The 19,971-nt window shown below is 29.5% G+C and carries 18 protein-coding genes and 3 tRNA genes; 19 read left to right on the plus strand and 2 right to left on the minus strand.

The genetic code is table 11. The features are described 5' to 3' along the window. The first annotated feature begins 5 nt into the window (after window positions 1-5). From mvk to fni, 4 genes are all read left to right on the plus strand, one after another. Complete coding sequence (gene mvk / locus J4863_RS02250; RefSeq protein ID WP_211618860.1) at window positions 6-905, plus strand: mevalonate kinase; 900 nt, start codon at window positions 6-8, stop codon at window positions 903-905. Next, a complete protein-coding gene (gene mvaD, locus J4863_RS02255; protein WP_249111548.1) occupies window positions 887-1,861 on the plus strand; it encodes a diphosphomevalonate decarboxylase in 975 nt (324 codons plus the stop codon). The genes mvk and mvaD overlap by 19 nt, the downstream gene beginning before the upstream one ends. Before the next feature lie 116 nt (window positions 1,862-1,977). Further along, entirely contained in the window at window positions 1,978-3,099 is a 1,122-nt protein-coding gene (locus J4863_RS02260) for a phosphomevalonate kinase (RefSeq protein WP_211618861.1), read from the plus strand. 34 nt (window positions 3,100-3,133) lie between these two features. Then, window positions 3,134-4,150: a type 2 isopentenyl-diphosphate Delta-isomerase gene (gene fni / locus J4863_RS02265; protein WP_249111549.1), complete on the plus strand. Its 1,017-nt coding sequence runs from the start codon at window positions 3,134-3,136 to the stop codon at window positions 4,148-4,150. Window positions 4,151-4,238: 88 nt separating this feature from the next. On the opposite strand, the gene J4863_RS02270 is transcribed toward fni, so the two are convergent. Next, complete coding sequence (locus J4863_RS02270) at window positions 4,239-4,727, minus strand: Dps family protein (RefSeq protein WP_211618862.1); 489 nt, start codon at window positions 4,725-4,727, stop codon at window positions 4,239-4,241. A 270-nt stretch (window positions 4,728-4,997) separates the two neighbouring features. Here J4863_RS02270 and pncB point away from each other — a divergent pair, with 270 nt between their 5' ends. The 9 genes from pncB (at window position 4,998) to tpx (ending at window position 14,124) form a co-directional block, all read left to right on the plus strand. Beyond that, a complete protein-coding gene (gene pncB / locus J4863_RS02275) occupies window positions 4,998-6,455 on the plus strand; it encodes a nicotinate phosphoribosyltransferase (RefSeq protein WP_211618863.1) in 1,458 nt (485 codons plus the stop codon). Window positions 6,456-6,478: 23 nt separating this feature from the next. After that, window positions 6,479-7,237, plus strand: a complete 759-nt coding sequence (cobS, locus tag J4863_RS02280; RefSeq protein ID WP_211618864.1) for an adenosylcobinamide-GDP ribazoletransferase — start codon at window positions 6,479-6,481, stop codon at window positions 7,235-7,237. A 132-nt stretch (window positions 7,238-7,369) separates the two neighbouring features. Beyond that, complete coding sequence (locus J4863_RS02285; RefSeq protein WP_211618865.1) at window positions 7,370-7,999, plus strand: histidine phosphatase family protein; 630 nt, start codon at window positions 7,370-7,372, stop codon at window positions 7,997-7,999. Window positions 8,000-8,067: 68 nt separating this feature from the next. Beyond that, window positions 8,068-8,544 carry a bifunctional precorrin-2 dehydrogenase/sirohydrochlorin ferrochelatase gene (locus tag J4863_RS02290; RefSeq protein ID WP_211618866.1) on the plus strand — a complete coding sequence of 159 codons (477 nt, stop codon included), beginning with the start codon at window positions 8,068-8,070 and terminating at the stop codon, window positions 8,542-8,544. Window positions 8,545-8,567: 23 nt separating this feature from the next. Continuing rightward, window positions 8,568-9,542 (plus strand): porphobilinogen synthase, encoded by a 975-nt coding sequence (gene hemB / locus J4863_RS02295; protein ID WP_211618867.1) that lies wholly within the window; start codon window positions 8,568-8,570, stop codon window positions 9,540-9,542. A 113-nt stretch (window positions 9,543-9,655) separates the two neighbouring features. Beyond that, a complete protein-coding gene (locus tag J4863_RS02300; RefSeq protein WP_211618868.1) occupies window positions 9,656-10,549 on the plus strand; it encodes a M48 family metallopeptidase in 894 nt (297 codons plus the stop codon). A gap of 121 nt (window positions 10,550-10,670) precedes the next feature. Beyond that, complete coding sequence (trkA, locus tag J4863_RS02305; RefSeq protein ID WP_211618869.1) at window positions 10,671-12,023, plus strand: Trk system potassium transporter TrkA; 1,353 nt, start codon at window positions 10,671-10,673, stop codon at window positions 12,021-12,023. Window positions 12,024-12,048: 25 nt separating this feature from the next. Further along, the gene (locus J4863_RS02310; protein WP_211618870.1) at window positions 12,049-13,497 is read left to right on the plus strand and encodes a TrkH family potassium uptake protein; all 1,449 of its coding nucleotides are present in this window, start codon (window positions 12,049-12,051) and stop codon (window positions 13,495-13,497) included. A 111-nt stretch (window positions 13,498-13,608) separates the two neighbouring features. Continuing rightward, the gene (gene tpx / locus J4863_RS02315) at window positions 13,609-14,124 is read left to right on the plus strand and encodes a thiol peroxidase (protein ID WP_211618871.1); all 516 of its coding nucleotides are present in this window, start codon (window positions 13,609-13,611) and stop codon (window positions 14,122-14,124) included. A 236-nt stretch (window positions 14,125-14,360) separates the two neighbouring features. Here the strand turns inward: tpx and J4863_RS02320 are convergent, their stop codons facing one another. Beyond that, window positions 14,361-15,584 (minus strand): S1C family serine protease, encoded by a 1,224-nt coding sequence (locus J4863_RS02320; protein WP_211618872.1) that lies wholly within the window; start codon window positions 15,582-15,584, stop codon window positions 14,361-14,363. Between the two features lie 288 nt (window positions 15,585-15,872). On the opposite strand from J4863_RS02320, the gene J4863_RS02325 reads away from it, so the two are divergent. The 6 genes from J4863_RS02325 (at window position 15,873) to J4863_RS02350 (ending at window position 19,866) form a co-directional block, all read left to right on the plus strand. Then, a complete protein-coding gene (locus J4863_RS02325) occupies window positions 15,873-16,367 on the plus strand; it encodes an HAD family hydrolase (protein WP_211618873.1) in 495 nt (164 codons plus the stop codon). A 23-nt stretch (window positions 16,368-16,390) separates the two neighbouring features. Beyond that, on the plus strand, window positions 16,391-18,898 hold the full coding sequence (locus J4863_RS02330; RefSeq protein ID WP_211618874.1) for a DegV family protein: 2,508 nt from the start codon (window positions 16,391-16,393) through the stop codon (window positions 18,896-18,898). Between the two features lie 273 nt (window positions 18,899-19,171). Continuing rightward, window positions 19,172-19,247: transfer RNA gene (locus tag J4863_RS02335), tRNA-Val, on the plus strand. Window positions 19,248-19,254: 7 nt separating this feature from the next. Then, a tRNA-Asp gene (locus J4863_RS02340) sits at window positions 19,255-19,331 on the plus strand. Window positions 19,332-19,335: 4 nt separating this feature from the next. Continuing rightward, window positions 19,336-19,411, plus strand: a tRNA-Phe gene (locus tag J4863_RS02345). 137 nt (window positions 19,412-19,548) lie between these two features. Next, the gene (locus J4863_RS02350; RefSeq protein WP_211618875.1) at window positions 19,549-19,866 is read left to right on the plus strand and encodes a thioredoxin family protein; all 318 of its coding nucleotides are present in this window, start codon (window positions 19,549-19,551) and stop codon (window positions 19,864-19,866) included. The last annotated feature ends 105 nt before the right edge of the window (window positions 19,867-19,971 follow it).

Here is a 19,971-nt window from a genome sequence, read left to right on the forward strand (position 1 = left end):
AAAAAATGAATGAGAAGAAGTTAGTGAGAAAAGGAAAAATAGGAAGCGGAGAGGCTCATAGTAAGATTATTTTGATAGGAGAGCATTCGGTTGTTTATGGCTATCCAGCTATTGCGATACCTTTGAAAGATATTTTGGTAAAATGTCGGATAATGGAAGCAAAGAGTAAATATTTCTATAATCCTGAAGATACGCTTTCGACTGCGATTTATACAGCTTTGAAATATTTAAAAAAAGAGAATGCTAAAATAAAATATTTGATAGAATCTGAAATTCCAACAAAAAGGGGAATGGGATCTTCGGCAGCTGTTAGTATTGCGGCGATAAGGGCAGTTTTTGATTATTTTGGTAAAAATCTAGATGATAAAATTCTGGAAAAAATGGTGCAAGAGGCAGAAACAGTGGCTCATATGAATCCAAGTGGATTAGATGCGAAGACTTGTTTGAGTGATAAAGCCTTGAAATTTATAAAAAATAAAGGATTTAGCTATATTGATTTGAATTTGGGGGCATATTTGGTTGTAGCAGATACTGGAGTTCATGGAAATACACGAGAAGCTGTGGAAAATGTAAGAGAAATGGGGGATAAAGCTCAACCAATGTTAAAAAATTTGGGTGAATTGACTGAAAAAATGGAAATTGCTATCCGAGAAAAATCATTGGAAAAAATTGGAGAAATTATGAATCAGGCTAATTTGGAATTGAAAAAATTAAATTTGACGATAGAAAAATCGGATATTTTAGTGGAGGAAGCTTTAAAAAATAGTGCTTTGGGTGCTAAAATATCTGGTGGAGGATTAGGCGGTTGTATAATTGCTTTGGTGGAAAATGAGGAAAAAGCAAGAATAATTGGGGAAAAATTAAGTTCAAAAGGAGCTGCGAATATATGGATAGAAAGAATTTAGAGAAAAATATAAAAAAAGTGAAATCGTATGCGAATATTGCGATTATAAAATATTGGGGTAAAAAAGATGCAGAGAAGATGATTCCTGCAACAAGTAGTATTTCATTGACTTTGAAAGATATGTATACTGAAACTGAAATTAGTTTTATTTCGGATGAAGAGGCGATTGAGAAAACTGGCGAAGTGACGGATTTGATTTATATTAATGGAGAGTTGCAAGATAGGGAACAAAGACAGAAAATTGGGAAAGTTATTGATTTATTTAGAGGAGATAGAAGTGAGAGAGTGAAAGTTGATACTACGAATAGTATGCCGACTGAAGCGGGATTATCTTCTAGCTCAAGCGGACTTTCTGCAGCAATAATGGCATGTAATGAACTATTTGAAAAGAATTTAAGTCGAAATGAATTGGCACAAATTTCTAAATTTGCTTCGGGGTCTTCTTGTAGAAGTTTTTTTGGACCAGTAACTGCGTGGGATAAAGATACTGGAGAAGTTTACAAAGTGAAAACAAACTTGAAATTTGGAATGATAATGCTAGTTTTAAATGATGCAAAAAAGGTAATTTCAAGCAGAAAAGGGATGGAAATTTGTACAAAAACGTCAAAAACTTTTGAAAATTGGGTAAAACAGTCAGAAATTGATTTTGTTGAGATGAAAAAATATTTGGCAGAAAATGACTTTGAGAAAGTTGGGAAATTAACAGAAGAGAATGCCTTGAGAATGCATGAAATACCACTTACAGCGACACCTTCATTTTCATATTTGTCTGACAAATCGCATGAAGCAATGAATTTTGTGAGAAAATTGCGAAAAAATGGTGAAAAATGTTATTTTACAATGGATGCAGGGCCTAATGTGAAAGTTTTGTGTTTGGAAAAGGATTTGGATAGATTGAAGGAAATTTTTGAAAAAAAATATAGAGTGATAGCTTCTAGAGTTGTAGAACTTGGATAATTGAGATTTTTTGAAAGTGTAAAAAATTAAGAAAATATTTGATTATGAGAGATTTTTTTTATTTTATAAATTGATTTTTTGAGATAGAAGTTTTGGAAGAGAAATAGTGAGGAAAAATGCGAGAAAAAATAAATGTAAAAACTGGTGGAAAGCTATATATTGCTGGAGAATATTCGGTTTTGACGCCTGGACAAAGTGCGATAATTAAAAATATTGATATTTTTATGAATGCAGAGATAAGTTTTCTTGGAGAAAATGAAGATAGAAATGATGAAAAAATAGAAAAGGCAGATAAAAGTAAAGAGAAAAATGATTTTAAAAAATATGAAATTTTTTCTGATATGTTTGATTATTCAGTTTCGTTGGAGTATGATAAAAATTATTCGTTGATTCAGGAAACGGTGGTTGTTGTAAATGAATATTTGGAGAATAAAGGGATTGATACACAGCCATTTAAATTGAGAATTACTGGGAAAATGGAAAAAAATGGTAAAAAATACGGGATTGGTTCGAGTGGAAGCGTGACTGTTTTGGTTGTAAAAGCGATGTTTGAGTTGTATTCTAGAAAATTGGTTTCAGAAGTGGAATTTAAAGGGCAAAGAAGTGAGTTGCTTGAATATTTATCATCAAAGGATACGATGTTTAAGTTGTCGTCTTATGTTTTACTAAAACGAGGGGATAATGGCTCTATGGGGGATATTGCTTGTATTACTTATGGGAATTTGGTTGCGTATAAATCGTTTGATAGGGAGAAAATCCAGAAGGAAATTCGAGAAAAAAATTTGGAGAAGGTTTTGAAGTTAGATTGGGGATATGAGATTGAAGAGTTAAGATGTTCTGGTAATTATGAATTTTTGGTTGGTTGGACTAAAAAACCGTCTATTTCGAAGGATATGATAAATTTAGTGAAAAGTTCAATAACTCAAGATTTTTTAAAAAAAGTAGAAAAAATTGTTCAAAATTTGAAATTGGCTATGAAAAATGGCAATAAAATGGAAATAAAGAGAAATATTTTGGAAAATGGGAATGAATTAAAAAAATTAAAGGAAGAAATTTATAGTGAGGAATTAGTTGAATTAGTTGAAGCGACAGAAAATCTTGATGTTTGTGCAAAAAGTAGTGGCTCTGGTGGAGGCGATTGTGGGATTGCGATTTCTTTTTCAAAGAAAGATAGCGAGATTTTGGTAGAAAGATGGAAATCAGTTGGGATAGAATTATTGTATAAAAGTGAGTTATGAGAAGGTAAATATAGAAGATAAAAGGTGGAAATTTATGATACAGAATAGAAAAGATGACCATATAAATTATGCGTTAGAGCAAGAAAAAAGTGAAAATAGTTTTGATGATATGGAGCTAATTCATCAGTCGATACCGAAGTACAATTTAGATGAAATTGATATTTCTACAAGTTTTGCGAATAATTATTTTGAAGTTCCATTTTTTATTAATGCGATGACAGGTGGGAGTGAGAGGGCAAAATCAATTAATCAAAAATTGGCAAAGATAGCTGATAAATGTGGTCTTCTGTTTGTTACAGGTTCGTATAGTGCAGCTTTGAAAAATCCAGATGATAATTCTTACAAAATAATAAAAGAGGAAAATGAGCATATTAAATTGGCTACAAATATTGGAATTGATAAAAATTACACGGCTGGTCAGAAGGCAATTGAAGATTTAAATCCATTATTTTTGCAGATACATGTGAATTTGATGCAGGAATTGTTGATGCCAGAAGGAAGTCGAAATTTTAATGAGTGGGAAAATAATTTGAAAGAATTTGTAAAAAATATAAAGAACACACCACTTGTTTTGAAGGAAGTTGGATTTGGAATGACTTCTGATACAATAAAAAAAGGTATAGAATTAGGGATAAAGACTTTTGATATTAGTGGTCGAGGTGGCACGAGTTTTGCGTACATTGAAAATCGCCGGAATGGGAATCGTTTTACCTATTTGAACGATTGGGGACAAACGACATTGGCGAGTCTTTTGGATATTCAAAAGTTTACTGAAAAAGTAGAAATTATCGCAAGTGGCGGTGTTAGGAATCCTTTAGATATCATCAAAGCATTAATTTTAGGAGCAAAAGGAGTAGGAATTTCTGGAACGATGTTAGAAATTATTGAAAATTATTCGATTGAAGAAGCAATTGAAATTGTAAATAGTTGGAAAATGGAATGCAAAATGATAATGTGTGCTTTGAATACGAAAAAAATTAGCGAATTAAAGAATGTTAAATATGTTTTGTATGGGAAAACGAAGCAATTTTTAGAAAATATTAGGAATTAAATTGATTAAGAAAAAGGCTATCTTATTTTTGATAAGATAGCCTTTTGCAAACACTATTGTAGCTTTTTTAATATTAAATATTATACAATTATTTAGCTTCTTTTTTAGCTTTTGCTGAAACTGATTCAGTTGCTAAGAAAGAATTTAACATCCATAAATGTTTTTCGAAACTTGAAATGTATTCATCAGCTAATGCAGAAGTACCGTAGTTATCTTCAGAATCTGCAGCTTCTTTGAATGCAACAGCTAAGTCTAACATAGTTTCAAATCCATTTCTTACTTCAGTTAATGCTTCAGTAGAAGTAATATCTTCATTTTTAGCTTCTTTAATTGAAGCAACATTTAAGTAATCTTTCATAGTTCCTAAAGGTCTTCCACCAATTGCTAAAATGTTTTCAGCAACATCATCGATTTGTGTATTAATTTCTGTGTAATATTCTTCTAATTTAACGTGAATTTCAAAGAAATCTTTTCCAATTAAATTCCAGTGGTAGTTTTGAACCTTTCTATAAAGTACGTTTAAATTTGCTAAATAAAGATTTAATGCTTCAATACTTTTTGTTCTATTTTTACTCATAATTATCATCCTCTTTCAATTTTATATTTATTTTAAATTGTAACTGTTACAAAATTATTATAATTATTTTATTTTTGTAACCATTACAAAATTATTATACTACTTTTTGAAAAAAATGTCAAGGAATAAATAAAATTTTTTTTTGAAGAAATTATGAGTTATAATTATAGAGCAGTAAAGATTGTTTAGAGTAAGATTTTGAGATTGATAATTTTAAATAAAGTAATTAAAAAAGATAGCAAAAATAGGAAAAGGTAGAAAGGGAAGAATATGAGAAAAGATAAATTTTATAAGTTTTTGAATTCAGATAGATATCAGTATACGGAAGCTGAAATTTATTTTGAAAATGGATTTGAAAATCAAGTTGCAACATTTGATGTGTTTGTACGGACTGAGAAAAAAAACGATTATGTTGTGGTTTATGGGATAAAAGAAGTGTTGGAATTAATTGATATTTTGAATGGAACGGATTATGATACGAAAAAAGGGTATTTGAAAAAGTTGTTAGAGAATGAAGGATTGATAGAATACTTGGCGAATATGAAATTTACTGGAAGTATAAAAGGATTAAGAGATGGAGAGATTGTTTTTTCAAATGAACCGATTTTAACAATAACAGCTCCAATTATTCAAACAAAAATTTTAGAAACGCCAATTTTAAATATATTAAATTATCAGATGCAGATTGCAAGTATTTCTTCACGAGTTGTTCGGGTTGCGAGAGGTCGAGGAGTTGTATTTTTTGGAACACGGAGAATACAAGGATTTGAGGCGGCAATGTCGGCTGTGAAAGCAACGTATGTTACTGGAAATGTAGTTCATTCAAATTTAATGGGAGAATATTATTACAATTTAAAAAGCATTGGAACAATGACACATTCGTACATTCAGAGTTTTGGAGTGACTAGAAATTCTGAATACGAGGCATTTGAATCGTTTATAAAAGTTCACAAAGAAAAAAAACGATCGTTGATTATGTTAATTGATACGTATGATACGTTGAAAATTGGAATAAAAAATGCGGTGAAAGCGTTTAAGAATAATGGAATTGATGATAATTATGGTGGAATTTATGGGATAAGAATTGATTCTGGTGATTTAGCGGAAACTTCGAAGGCGTGTAGAAAAATTTTGAAGGAAAATGGTTTTGAAAAGGCACATATTATTTTGACAAGTGGATTGGATGATAAGAAAATCGAGAAATTGTTTGAAAATGGTGCTGAGGTCGATAGTTTTGGAGTGGGAGATATTTTTGCAATGCCACCTAAAATGTTAACAACAGTGTATAAAATGTCGAAAATAAATGATGAAAATGTTATGAAAATTTCTGGAGATAGGGAGAAAATGTCGTATCCTGGCGATAAGGAAATCTATCGGTTGGAAAAAGTTGAAAAAGAGAAAGATAAAAAAGAATTTGAAGATTTGGTAATTTTGGAGGAAGAGAGGGAATTGTTTGAAGATACGGAGATTGAGGGAGTTAAGAAAAATAGAATAACAGTAGATTTTATAGAAAAAGGAGTCAAAAATGAGGGAAATTACAAGTTGTTAGAGTTGGAAGAGGCGAAAAAATATTATGAAAGCAATTTGAAATATTTGGATATGTTGGAAAATAGAGGAGAATATTTCTCTGAGAAAATATGTGGAAAAAAGCAGGAAATAGTGAGATTTTCAGAGAAGTTAGAGGATGTTAAAAATAGTATTTTAGAAAAAATTAGAGAGGAGAGCTAATAATTTTAGATTGTTAGGAAAATATGTGGAAAATAATAGAACAATTTTTGATTTTAATACAGTTTATGACACGGATACCAGTATTTATAAAGACAGAGTATAGCAATAAGAAATTAGGAAAATCAATAAAATTTTTTCCATTGTTAGGATTAATTGTTGGTTTGATATTGTTTGGTGCGAGTATTATTTTTTGTAAGTTAGTCGGTATGGAACCGTTACAGCGACAGATAGTGGCTTTGTTAATAATTCTTGTAGAAATTTTTGTTGTTGGGATTATTCATTTGGATGGGTTGGCGGATACTTTTGATGCGTTATTTAGTTATGCAACAAAGGATAAAATGCTTGAAATAATGAAGGATTCACGAGTTGGGACAAATGGTGCTGTTGTGTTGATTTTGTATTTTATTGCGAAAATATTGTTGATTTCGGAAATTTTGGCGATTGATGGAAGATATTTGATAATTTATCCGATTTTGGCAAGATTGTCAACTTCGATGAATGCTGGATTGGGAGAGTATGCTCGAAAAACAGGAATGAGTAATGGAATAATTGATGAAAATGGACTAAAAGAAGCGATTTTTTCAATAATTTTAGCGACAATTTTAGTAGTGCTTATAAAAGGTGTAAAGGGCATAATTATTACAGTAGTTGCAATCTTATTTATTTTGTTTTTTAGAAGAAATGTTAGAAAGAAAATTGATGGGATAACTGGTGATACAATGGGAGCTTCGCTTGAATTGGTGAATTTAGTCGTATTAATGGCAGGTGTTATATTGAAATAAAAATGAGAGAATTTTTTCTTTGACTTTGAAAGTGAATAGTGATAACATATTGAAAGTAAAAGGTATTTTCGAGAATAAATTAGAGTGAAAATCTGAATAAAGAAATTTCAAAATTTGAAGAAAGGGAAGAGAATGAGTGAAATATACGAAAAAAGCACGGAAATTATTTTCGTGAGACATGGACAGACGGATTTTAATAAACAAAGGTTGTATTTCGGTCATTTGGATCCGAAATTAAATGAAACAGGGATTAGTCAATTAAAAAATACAAAAAAACTTTTGCATAAATTGGAGAAGAATATATCGAAAGTCTATTCGAGTGATTTGAAGAGATGTGTAGAAAGTATGAAATTGCTGGAAATTGATGCAGAAGTTGAGAAAATTTTGACTGAAGATTTACGGGAAATGAATTTTGGTGTTTTGGAAGGGAAGACTTTTGAAGAGGCTAAAGAAGAATTTCCAGGATTTGTTGAAAATTTGAAAAATAATTGGAAGAAATTGAGATTTGATGGTTCAGAAAGTGTTGAAGACTTATATTTTCGGGTGTCAGATAAATTATCTAAAATTGCTGAGGAAAATAAAGGAGAAAAAATTTTAGTTGTGGCTCATGCGGGTGTGATTCAAAGTTTATTGAGTTACTATTTGTTTGACTCGTTGGATGGATATTGGAAATTTAAAATTGATAATGGGTCGATATCGAAATTGCACATTACTTCTGATGGATTTGCATACTTTGAATATGTGAATCGTGTTTTGATGTAGTTTTGAATTTTATAAAAATTATAGATTGGATATAGTAAAAATAGGATTGAAAAAATTAGGAGGTAGGAATGTTTTTTCCAGTGTTTATTGATTTAGAAGGAAGAGAAGTGTTAGTTATAGGAGCTGGGAAAGTAGCTCACAAAAAAATTAAAAAATTAGTGGAATATGGTCCAAAAATAACGGTTTATTCGAAGGAAGTTAAGAATGAAGAAATTTCAAAATGTGAAAATGTGAAAATTATTTTAGAAAATGTAGAAGCTGATAGTGAAAAAATTGAAAAATTAGTTGAAAATTATGCGCTTGTAGTTGCAGCGACTGATAATGTTGATTTAAATGAATTGATAGCAGAAATTTGTATTAGAAAAAATATTTTGGTAAATAATGTTTCATCTAAAACAAAGATGAATGCGATGTTTGGTGGAATTGTGAAAAATGATGAATTTCAAATAGCGGTTTCTACGAATGGTGTTAATTGTAGAAGATCAAGAGCGATGAAAAGTAGAGTTCAAAAGGTTTTGGATGAAGTAGAAAACTTAGGAAAATAATTTTTTTGGAAAAGGTGATTAGAATGTATAAAAGACATAGAAAATTGAGAACTAGTGCGGTTATGCGAAATTTAGTGAAAGATGTTTATGTGTCAAAGGAAGATTTGATTTATCCAATTTTTTTGGAAGAGGGAGAAAATATTAAGAATGAAATTGAATCAATGCCTGGAATTTTTAGATATTCGTTGGATAGAATTGACGAAGAATTAGATGCATTGGTGGAATTGGGAATAAATTCAATTTTGTTATTTGGGATACCTAAGCATAAGGATGAATGTGCAACTGAAAGCTACAAAGAAGATGGAGTCATTCAAAATGCAATTCGATATATTAAGAAAAATTATCCGAATTTTTTGATTATTGGAGATGTTTGTTGTTGTGAATACACGAGTCATGGGCATTGTGGAATTTTAGATGAAAATGGTTATGTGAAAAATGATGAAACGTTGGAAGTTTTAGGAAAAATAGCGTTATCATATGCAAGAGCAGGAGTAGATGTAATTGCACCATCTGATATGATGGATGGAAGAATTCAAAAAATTTCTCAAGTTCTTGAAAAAAATGGTTTTCACAACGTGGCATTAATGTCTTATGCGGTTAAATATTCATCAGCATTTTATGGGCCTTTTAGAGATGCAGCAGATTCTGCGCCAAAATTTGGGAATAGGAAAACTTATCAAATGGATTTTAGATATTCAAAAGATGCGATTGATGAAGTTAGAGAAGATTTGAAGCAAGGAGCAGATTTTATAATTGTAAAACCAGCCTTGTCTTATTTAGATGTTATGCAAAAAGTGAGTAACAATTTTAATGTACCAGTGATAGCTTACAGCGTTTCCGGAGAATATTCGATGACAAAAGCTGCCGCCTTGAAAGGATGGATTGATGAAAAAGCAATTGTTATGGAACAAATGTATGCCTTCAAAAGAGCTGGAGCAAATGCAATTATTACTTATTATGCAAAAGATGTGGCAAAATATTTGAATGAATCAGACTAAAAAATCCAAAAAAAGATACATAATTTTTTGAAAATATGGTAAAATGTAGCAAGGAAGTTAGAAAAAATTTGAAAGGAGAGCATAGGATATTAAAGTTTTATGCGAAAGAATTTATGAAAAAAAAGATATTATCAGTTTTTTTATTTTTGGCTACAACTTTAGCGGTTAATGCAGCACAACCGAAAAAACCAGCCAAAGCAAGCAAAACAAGTACAACAGTAAATGCACAAAGCAATCAAAATCAACAATATATGGATGTTTTGAAACAACAAATGCAAAATGCTGGAATTAAAAAATCTTCAATTTCAAGTTATGAGAAAGCTACAAATTCTAAACAAGAGGTAGAAAAAGAGAAACTTTATAAAAAAGCAATAAAAGAAGATGAAAAAAATATATATGCATACAATGATTTAGGAGTTTTATATATTAATCAAAAAAAATTTCAAGAAGCAGCTAACATTTTGGAAGAATCATTGAAATATTTTAATCAAAATACATCAATTTACCAAAATTTATTAATAGCGTATAGAGGTGCTAATAATGCTCAAGGGTATGCAAATACTGTAGCTAAAATGGTGAATAATTTACCTGAATATCCAGACGGATATAGTTTAGGTGCTAATATTTTGATTGAAAGAGGACAATACGTACAAGCAGTACCTTATTTGGAAAAATTAGCATCAATTTATGAAACTGGAAATTTGAATGGAATTCCAGAATATGTTCAAAATAAAAATGTGTATTTGAATAACACATATGCGTTGTTAATTGTTACACTTGTAAATGCTAAACAAACTCAAAAAGCAATAGATACTTTTGTTGCCAAGAGAGAATTTATGAAACAAATTAACCCAGGAAATGATAGTCAAATATTGGAAATGTTACAGAAGGTTAATGAAGAATTTAAAACAAATAAACAAGTTTACGAAAGTAATTTAAGAAAATTACAACTTCCTGTACCAACAACAGGGAAAACAAAAACAACAAGTAAAAAAAGAAGAAAATAAATAAAAAAGTAAAAATCTTTTATGTTAGAATGGATAAATTGTGACTTTTGACATAAAAGATTTTAAATTTTATAAAAATAATTAATTAAAAATTAATAAATAAAATAGAAAAGAGGTAAAAATGCAAATAGTTGTAGTAGGTGCTGGTGTCGTGGGAGAAGCAATTTGTAAGGAATTGTCTGAAGAAGGACATGACATTGTACTGATTGAGCAAAATGAGGAAGTTCTGAATAGATTGGTTGAAAATCATGATATTACAGGATTGGTTGGAAATGGTGCTTCGTATGAAAATTTATTGGAAGCGAATACAGATCATGCTGATATTTTTATTGCAGTAACAGAGGCTGATGAAATAAACATTATTTCTTGTATTATTGCAAGAAAATTAGGTGTGAAATATACAATGGCAAGAGTTAGAAATCCTGAATACAGTACAGATATGAAATTTGTTAGAGATGAATTAGGAATTTCAAGAATGTTGAATCCTGAGCAAGAAGCCGCTAGAAGTATTGTAAATAAATTGAAGTTTCCAAATGCTTTAGGAGTTGAAGAGTTTTTCATGGGAAAAGCGAATATCATAACTTTGAAAATCAATGAAGGAAGTAAACTTTTAGGTGTGAAAATAAAAGATATAGAATTTAAACAAGAAGAAAGAGTTTTAATTTGTATTATTCAGAGAGGAAGTAAAATTTTCATTCCAAATGGAGAAATAAAATTAGAATTGGGAGATTCTATTTCGGTAATTGGAACTATAGAGGCTGTTTCTAAATTTTATAATAGATTAGGATATAGAAATCGTTATATAAATTCTTCAATGATTATCGGTGGTGGAATGCTTTCACACTATTTGGTAGAAAAATTAATTAAAAATAATGTACAAGTAAAAGTTGTTGAAAAAAGTGAAAAACGAACTGTTAAATTAAGTGAGAAATATCCAAAAGCAGAAGTTATTCTTGGAAAAGAAACAGATCAAGAATTTTTATTAAGCGAAGGAATTAAAAATTATGATTCGGTTGTAACTTTGACTGATAAAGATGAAGAAAATATTATAATATCAATGTTTGCAGATACAGTTACAGATGCTAAGGTTATTACGAAAATGAATAATACCTTGTTATTACCAATTTTAGAAAATCAGAATTTAACTTCAACAGTTGTTCCTAAAAAAATTATTACAGATATAATTGTTAGAGTAGTTCGTTCTAAGTCTAATACAAGAGGATCAAAGATGAACACGCTTTATAGAATGAGTGATAATAAAGTAGAGGTTATTATTTTTGAAATAAATGGTAATAGTAAGGCGTTGAATATTCCTTTGAGAGACTTAAATATAAAATCAAATTACTTGATAGCTTGTATTTCTAGAGGAAATGAAATTATTTATCCAGGTGGAAATGATGTCATTTTAGAAAATGATAGAGTCATGGTAGTAACGACCAAAAAAGCAACAGAAGTATTTGATGATATTATATAAAATTAGAAAAACGTAGGAGAAAAAAATGAATAAAAAAATGATAGCCTTTATAACAGGAAAAATAATGATTTTAGAGGCGTATTTAATGATTTTACCACTAATAATCTCTTTTATTTACAAAGAAAATTTTCTTCATAAAGGAGCGTATTTTGGGGTAATAGCGTTATTATTAATATTAGGAAATGTTCTTTCTATAAGGCTTCCAAAAGATAATTTTATTCGAGGGAGAGAAGGTTTTGTAATAGTATCGTTGTCGTGGATTTTGATGTCTATTTTTGGAGCATTACCGTTTGTTATTACAAAAGAAATACCGTCGTTTATAGATGCTTTTTTTGAGGTTGTAAGTGGATTCACGACTACAGGTTCGAGTATAATTCCTGATTTGAATGTATTGAGTCATTCTAATTTGTTTTGGCATAGTTTTACTCACTTTGTAGGGGGAATGGGAGTGCTAGTTTTAGCATTAGCAGTTTTTCCAAAATATTCTTCAAGTTCGGTTCATATTATGAAAGCCGAAGTTCCAGGGCCTACATTTGGTAAGCTAGTATCAAAATTATCGTCTACGGCAAGAGTACTTTATTACATTTATATCGTAATGACAATTGTGGTAATTGTTTTGTTAATGTTTGGAGGTCTTGATTTATTTGAGTCTTCGTTATTGGCATTTGGGACAGCTGGGACAGGTGGTTTTGGTGTAAGAAATGGAAGTATTTTGCCATATCACAGCGCTTATATCGAAATGGTTTTAGCAATCGGAATGTTAGTGTTCGGAGTAAACTTTAATATTTATTATTTTATTTTAATTGGAAAAGTGAAAGATGTTATAAAAAATGAGGAATTAAAATACTATTTGTTAATAGTGTTCGTAAGTATTGCGTTAATCGTAATGAATATTGCTTCAAAATATCAATCAATTTGGCAATGTATAAGAGATGTGTTATTTACAGTTTCATCAATAATAACGACAACTGGATATTCGACAGCAGATTTTGGGAAATGGCCATTGTTCTCACAAGTGATTTTGCTATTAATAATGTTCTTTGGAGCGTGTGCTGGTTCGACAGCTGGAGGATTAAAAATTTCAAGAGTTATAATGATGGTAAAAATGTATGTTGCAGAAATTAGACAAATGATAAGTCCAAATAGAGTGATAACAGTAAAATATGAAGACAAACCACTTAGTGCAAAAATGCAAAAAAACGTAGCTGTATATTTCGTAGTTTACATGATTTTATTTACAACAATGTTGTTAATTGTATCATTTTCATTAGGAGATTTTATGACAGCTTTCAGTGCAGTTGCAGCAACATTTAATAATATTGGGCCTGGATTAGGAAAAGTTGGTCCTGCATATAGTTTTGCTGATTTAAATAATGTTTCAAAAGTTGTATTGAGTTTTGGAATGTTGGCAGGAAGATTGGAAATATTCCCTATGTTAATATTATTTGCACCAGCTACTTGGAAATTGAAATAAATTTTTTAAATTCCTTTTTTAAATTTCAATATAAAGATTGACATTGTTACAAAAATGTAATAAAATAATAGTGAAGGATGTTTGTATATGAAAATATAGGAGGAATTAATAATGAGAGAAATAAAAGATAAAGTGACTTTTAAAGGGAATCCAGTAACAATTGTTGGAGAAGAAGTAAAAGTTGGAGAAAAAGCAAGAGATTTTACAGTGTTGGCAAGTGATTTAAGAGAAGTAAAATTAAGTGATTATGCTGGGAAAGTAGTTGTAATCACAGTATTCCCTTCAGTTGATACAGGTGTTTGTGCATTACAACTTGCGAGATTCAATCAAGAAGCAGCGAATTTTAGTGACGATGTTCAATTATTGACAATTTCTGTTGATTTACCATTTGCATTGGGAAGATATTGTGCGGATAAAGGTATCAAAAATGCCTTGACAGCGTCAGATCACAGAGATTTAGATTTTGGATTAAAATATGGATTTGTAATTAAAGAATTAAGATTATTGACTAGAGGAACAATTATTGTAGATAAAGAAGGAATTATCAGATATGTAGAGTATGTTCCAGAAGTAGGACAAGAACCTAATTATGATGCAGCTTTAGAAGTTGTTAAAAAATTAGTATAAAATAAAATTCAAATGAGAAATGTATAAAAAAATGTGAATTTAAAACCATTTTTGGCTTAGATTCACATTTTTTATTTACACAATTATTTTCAAATATTCTATAAGTTTATTATACTCAAAACTATTAAAAATTATGTGAATTTAAGAGTTGAGTAAAATAGTCATAGTTTTTGAGTTTAGCTTTAAAGCAGTTTTACTATATATTTTAAAAAGTAGTTTTCACAACATCACATATTTTATCTTCCAAAATTAGGATAAATTTGTTGCTGTTGTTCTTGCTGTTGCTGTTGCAACTGTTGTTGTTGAATTATTTGTTGTTGTGGTGTTTTTCCTAAAGTAGCAGTTACATTCATTTCTTTTCCATTTCTAACAATAGTCAATTGAACTTTATCTCCAGCTTTTTTAGCAGCAAGTTCTCCTATGAAAGAACCGCCAGAAATGATTGATTTTCCATTAACAGCTGTAATAACATCATTTGCTTGTAATCCAGCTTGAGCAGCAGGGCCATTTGGCGTAACTTTTGCAATAAGAACTCCATTTGAAGATTTTAATTTTAATGCTTTTACAATTTCAGAGTCCAAGTTTCCTAAATAAGCTCCAAGGTAAGGTTTTTCAAATTTACCAGTAGAAATCAAAGAATCTTTAACAGCTACAACTAAATTAGAAGGAATTGCGAATCCAAGTCCAACACTTCCACCACTTTGAGATAAAATTGCAGTATTAACACCGATAACTTTACCGTTAATATCAATTAATGGTCCACCACTATTTCCTTGATTTATCGCAGCATCTGTTTGAATGAAGTTTTCGATTTGCTCAATTCCTAAAGAACTTCTTCCTGCAGCACTAACTACCCCAACAGTCATCGAGTCATTCAATCCCATCGGATTTCCAAATGCAATCGACCATTGACCAATTTGTACATTATCAGAATCAGCAAATTCAAGTGGTTTGAATTTTTCATTCGATTGAATTTTTAATACAGCAATATCAACTTCAGGCGATGTCCCTACAAGTTTCGTTTTATACTCTCTTCCATCAGAAAATTTTACAAAAATTTCATCAGCACCATCAATAACGTGATTATTTGTAACAACATATCCATTTTCAGATACAACAAATCCAGATCCCAAAGAACCAGATTCTCTAGTTTCTTGCCGATTTCCTGAAGTTCCAAACAACAATTCTTCTAGTGGATTATACGTATTCACTTTCACAGTTTTTTTTGTTCTAATATTTACAATCGAATCCTTCGTATTTTTATGAACTTGAACAAATGCACCTTGAATGTCAGTAGCATTTTGCGTATATTTTTTCAATTCTTTTGGCGAAGCTTCAACTTGCATTTTTTGATTATCATTATTTTTTGATGCATTAGCACTATCATTAGCTGGATTAGAACAACTTACAGCCAAAGTAAATAAAGCACTCATAGCAATAATTTTTTTATTTATTTTCATATTTTCCCTCCAAATTTAAGATATATAATAATTATTTTTCAATTTATTTTATTTCATAATATAATAAAACAAAAAAATGTCTTTTCTGTGACAAAATAAAAATAATTTCATTCTATTTTTTATTATACAATATTTTTTATAAATAATGAATAAAAAATTTGAGTAAAATTTTGTAGTGAAATTTACAAAAATAAATTTGAATAATCATTATATATTATGATATAATTATATTAAAATAATACAAAAATCTAAAATATCCAAATAAAGTTTTGGTTTTAAGGAGAGAATATGATAAAATTAGTTTTGCTAGATGTTGATGGGACATTAACTGATGGTGGGATTTATCGTGGAAATAATGGTGAAGATATAAAGAAATTCAATGTTAAAGATGGCTACACAATTGTTAATGCACAGAAGGTTGGTATTGAATTTGGGATAATTACTGGGAAAGTTTCGCAATTGGTAAAAAATCGAGCTGAGGAATTGAAAATTAAGTATTTGTACCAAAATGTGGATGATAAGGTGATTATTTTAAATGAAATAATGCAGAAAGAAAAATTGAGTGCAGAAGAAATTGCGTACATTGGTGATGATTATAATGATTTGAAAATAATGAAAAATGTCGGATTATCAGGTGCTCCCAAAGATGCAGCAGAGGAAGTGTTAAAAATAGCAGATTTTGTTTCAACCAAAAATGGTGGAGAAGGTGCAGTAAGAGATTTTGTAGAATTTATAATGAAAAAAGATGGGAAATTAGAAAAATTTTTTGATAATATAAAATAATATATTTGTTACTAGGAGGAAAAATGGCAATAAAATATTTAGACGCCAAGAGATTAAAAATAATGCTTATTGGTGGAGGAAAATGGGTTATAAAACATGAGGAGTTATTGAATGATTTGAATGTATATCCGGTTCCAGATGGGGATACAGGAAGCAATATGTCAATGACAATGAATTCAATGATAACAGAATTAGAAAAACATGCAGACGAAAAAATATCAATGGAAAAATTAATTGATGTAGTAGAAGAAGCTGTATTAATGGGAGCTAGAGGAAATTCTGGGACAATTTTATCACAAATAGTAACAGGATTTTTAAGAGGAATTGGAGAAAAAACAAAATTACTACCTGCTGATGTTGCCAAAGCATTAGTAAGTGCAAAAGAAACAGCTTATAATGCAGTTAGTGAACCAATCGAAGGGACAATTCTTACAGTAATTAGAAAAATTTCTGAAAAAGCTGTAGAATGTGCTGAAAAGATGGATGATTTGGTAGCTTTCTTAAAAGAACTTGTTACTGCTGGAGAAAAAGCAGTAGAAGAAACACCAGAATTATTACCAAAATTGAAAGAAGCTGGGGTTGTAGATGCTGGAGGAAAAGGAATATTTTTCCTATTTGAAGGATTTTACAAAGTGACAACAGAGTTGAATTTATTGGTTGAATTGCAAAAATCACAAGTAAAAGAAAATGAATTTGACAAAACAATAGCAAATATTGATCACGATCCAGATAAAATAACTTACCAATATTGTACAGAATTTATAATTTTAAATGGAGATTTTGATACAGATGAATATAAAAGAAGAGTATTAGAATTAGGAGATTCGGCAGTTTTTGCACAAACTTCAAAAAAATTCAAAACACATATTCATACAAACCATCCTGGAAAGGCTTTTGAAATAGCACTTGAATATGGACCGCTTGAAAAAATGAAAGTTGAAAATATGAAATTGCAACATGATAATTTACAAATTTTCAGTGAAAAAGATGAAGCTAAAATTTTTGTGAACGATAAAGTTAATAAAACTAAAAATGCTTACGTTATTTTAGCTGATACAGAAAATTTGAAAGATGAATTTTTGAAAAAAGGTGCAGATGTAGTAATTTTAGGTGGACAAAGTAAAAATCCAAGTGTTCAAGAAATAATGAACGCTATTGATAAAGCAACTAAAAAAAATATTTTTGTATTACCAAATAATAAAAATGTTATTACAACAGCAAAATTAGCAGCTGAAAAAATAACTGGTAAAAATGTAATTGTTCAAGAAACAAGAACTATGTTAGACGGATATTTTGTGTTAAAAAATAAAGAAGAAGGTATAGAAGAAATTCTAAGTTCTTCAAAAAGAAATTATTCTATCGAAATTACAAAAGCTGTAAGAGATACAAAAATAGATGAGTTGAGCATTAAAAAAGATGATTTCATCGGTTTAGTAAATGGAAAAATAAAATATTCAAATTCATCGTTAAATAATTTAGTTGAAAATATGTTGGCAGAATTAGTGACTGAAAATACGGTTGTAGCCACTATTGTTGAAGGTTTAGATAAAGATGAAAAAGCGAAAGAAACAATAAAAAATGCGTTATCACAAGTAAAAACAACATTCATCAATGGAAATCAAGATAATTATTATTACTATATTTATCTTGAAAATAAAGATGAAAATATGCCTGAAATTGCGATAGTTACTGACTCTACAGCTGATTTGGAAAAAGAAGATTTAGAAGGATTACCTATAAAAATTGTTCCATTGAGAATTGATTTGAAAGGTGAATTATATAAAGATGGAGTAGAAATCACTAAAAATGAATTTTGGCAAACAATGTTAAAAGATGATTTAGTTATAAAAACATCTCAACCATCACCACAAGATTTCTTAAATGTGTACAATAAATTATTTGAAAAAGGTTACAAAAAAATAATTTCGATACATCCATCTTCTAAATTAAGTGGAACTATTCAAGCTGCAAAAGTAGGAAAATCATTGACAAATAGAGAAGATGATATTGAATTAGTTGATAGCATGGGTATTTCGCTACTTCAAGGAGTTTTAGTATTAGGAGCTGCACAAAAAGCTGTTAAAAAAGAAGGATTTGGACAAATTTTAAACTGGATCAATAATTTTAGAACAAAAGGTAAATTATTAATGATAGTGCCTGATTTAAAATACTTGGAAAAAGGTGGAAGAATTGGAAAAGCTGGTTCAGCAATTGCTGGAGCAATACACTTAAAACCTGTGTTGACAATTAATCAAGGAGAAATTGCAGTTGAGAAAAAAGTTTTAGGTGAAAGAAATGCACAAAAATACATTGAAAAATATGTTGAAAAAGAAGCTAAAAAACAAAGTTTAATAGTAGCAACTGGTTGGGGAGGAAATCCAAGCGAATTGGATAGCATCGTAAAGATTTATTCAGAATTAGAAAATAATTCAAAAATAAATCCATTGATCTTAAACAGACAAGTTGGTGCTGTAATTGGATCTCATGCAGGTCCTGTTTATGGAATTTTTATGTTCCCAAGATTGAATTAAATTTTTAAATATATTAGCACAAAATATTTTGAGTGTCATTACAAGATGTTTTGTGCTATTTTTTTGAAAAATTATAAGTTTTAATGGAAAAAATTAACAGAGTGAAGTTATTTAAATAAATTTTTGAAAATGAAATATTTAAAATTATGAAGCAAGATTACAGTTAAAATCGATATTTTATAGATTTATAGTAAAATTTAACAAAAAAAATAAAAAAAGTGTTGCAAATTTTTTTAAAATATGATATACTAATTGGGTAGTAAGAAATTAAATGGTCGCATAGCTCAGTTGGGAGAGCACCTGCCTTACAAGCAGGGGGTCACTGGTTCGAGCCCAGTTGTGACCACCATTTTTTTGGAGGTGTAGCTCAGTTGGTTAGAGTGCTTGCCTGTCACGCAAGATGTCGCGAGTTCGAGTCTCGTCACTTCCGCCATTATGCCCAGATAGCTCAGTCGGTAGAGCAAGGGACTGAAAATCCCTGTGTCCGTGGTTCGATTCCGCGTCTGGGCACCATTTAAAATTAAAACATCAAAAAAAGTAATTATAATTTTTAAAATTAGCATATAGTTATTTTATGAGTTATTCATAAATAATATATGTTTTTTTATTTATAAGGAAAAATTATTAAATTTTTGAAATGGAGAAAAATTATGAAAAAAATTAAAAGTTATGATGAATTACAAAAAATAATAAAAGAAGAAAAACAATTTATGTTATATGTTTCAATGAAAAATTGTAGTGTTTGTCATGTGGATATGCCTAAAATTGAGAAAATATCAGAAGAGAATAATTTTGTTAGTTGTAATTTGGAAGCGTCTGAAGTTCTTGAAGCAGTAGGACAGTTGAGTTTATTTGCTGTACCAGTTGTTATATTATTTTATGAGGGGAAAGAGTTTCACAGACAAGCGAAAATTATTGATTTTGAGGAATTAGAATATAGAATTGGACAAATATCAGAAAAATATTAGGAGAAAAGACTCTATTAAATTGAAATGTAAATTCATATGTGATACAATGACAATAGTAGTAAGAATTGATTTGAAAACTTACAATAATAATTAATTAAAATAAAA

It is taken from the genome of Leptotrichia sp. oral taxon 221 (assembly GCF_018128245.1).
Taxonomy (GTDB): domain Bacteria; phylum Fusobacteriota; class Fusobacteriia; order Fusobacteriales; family Leptotrichiaceae; genus JABCPH02.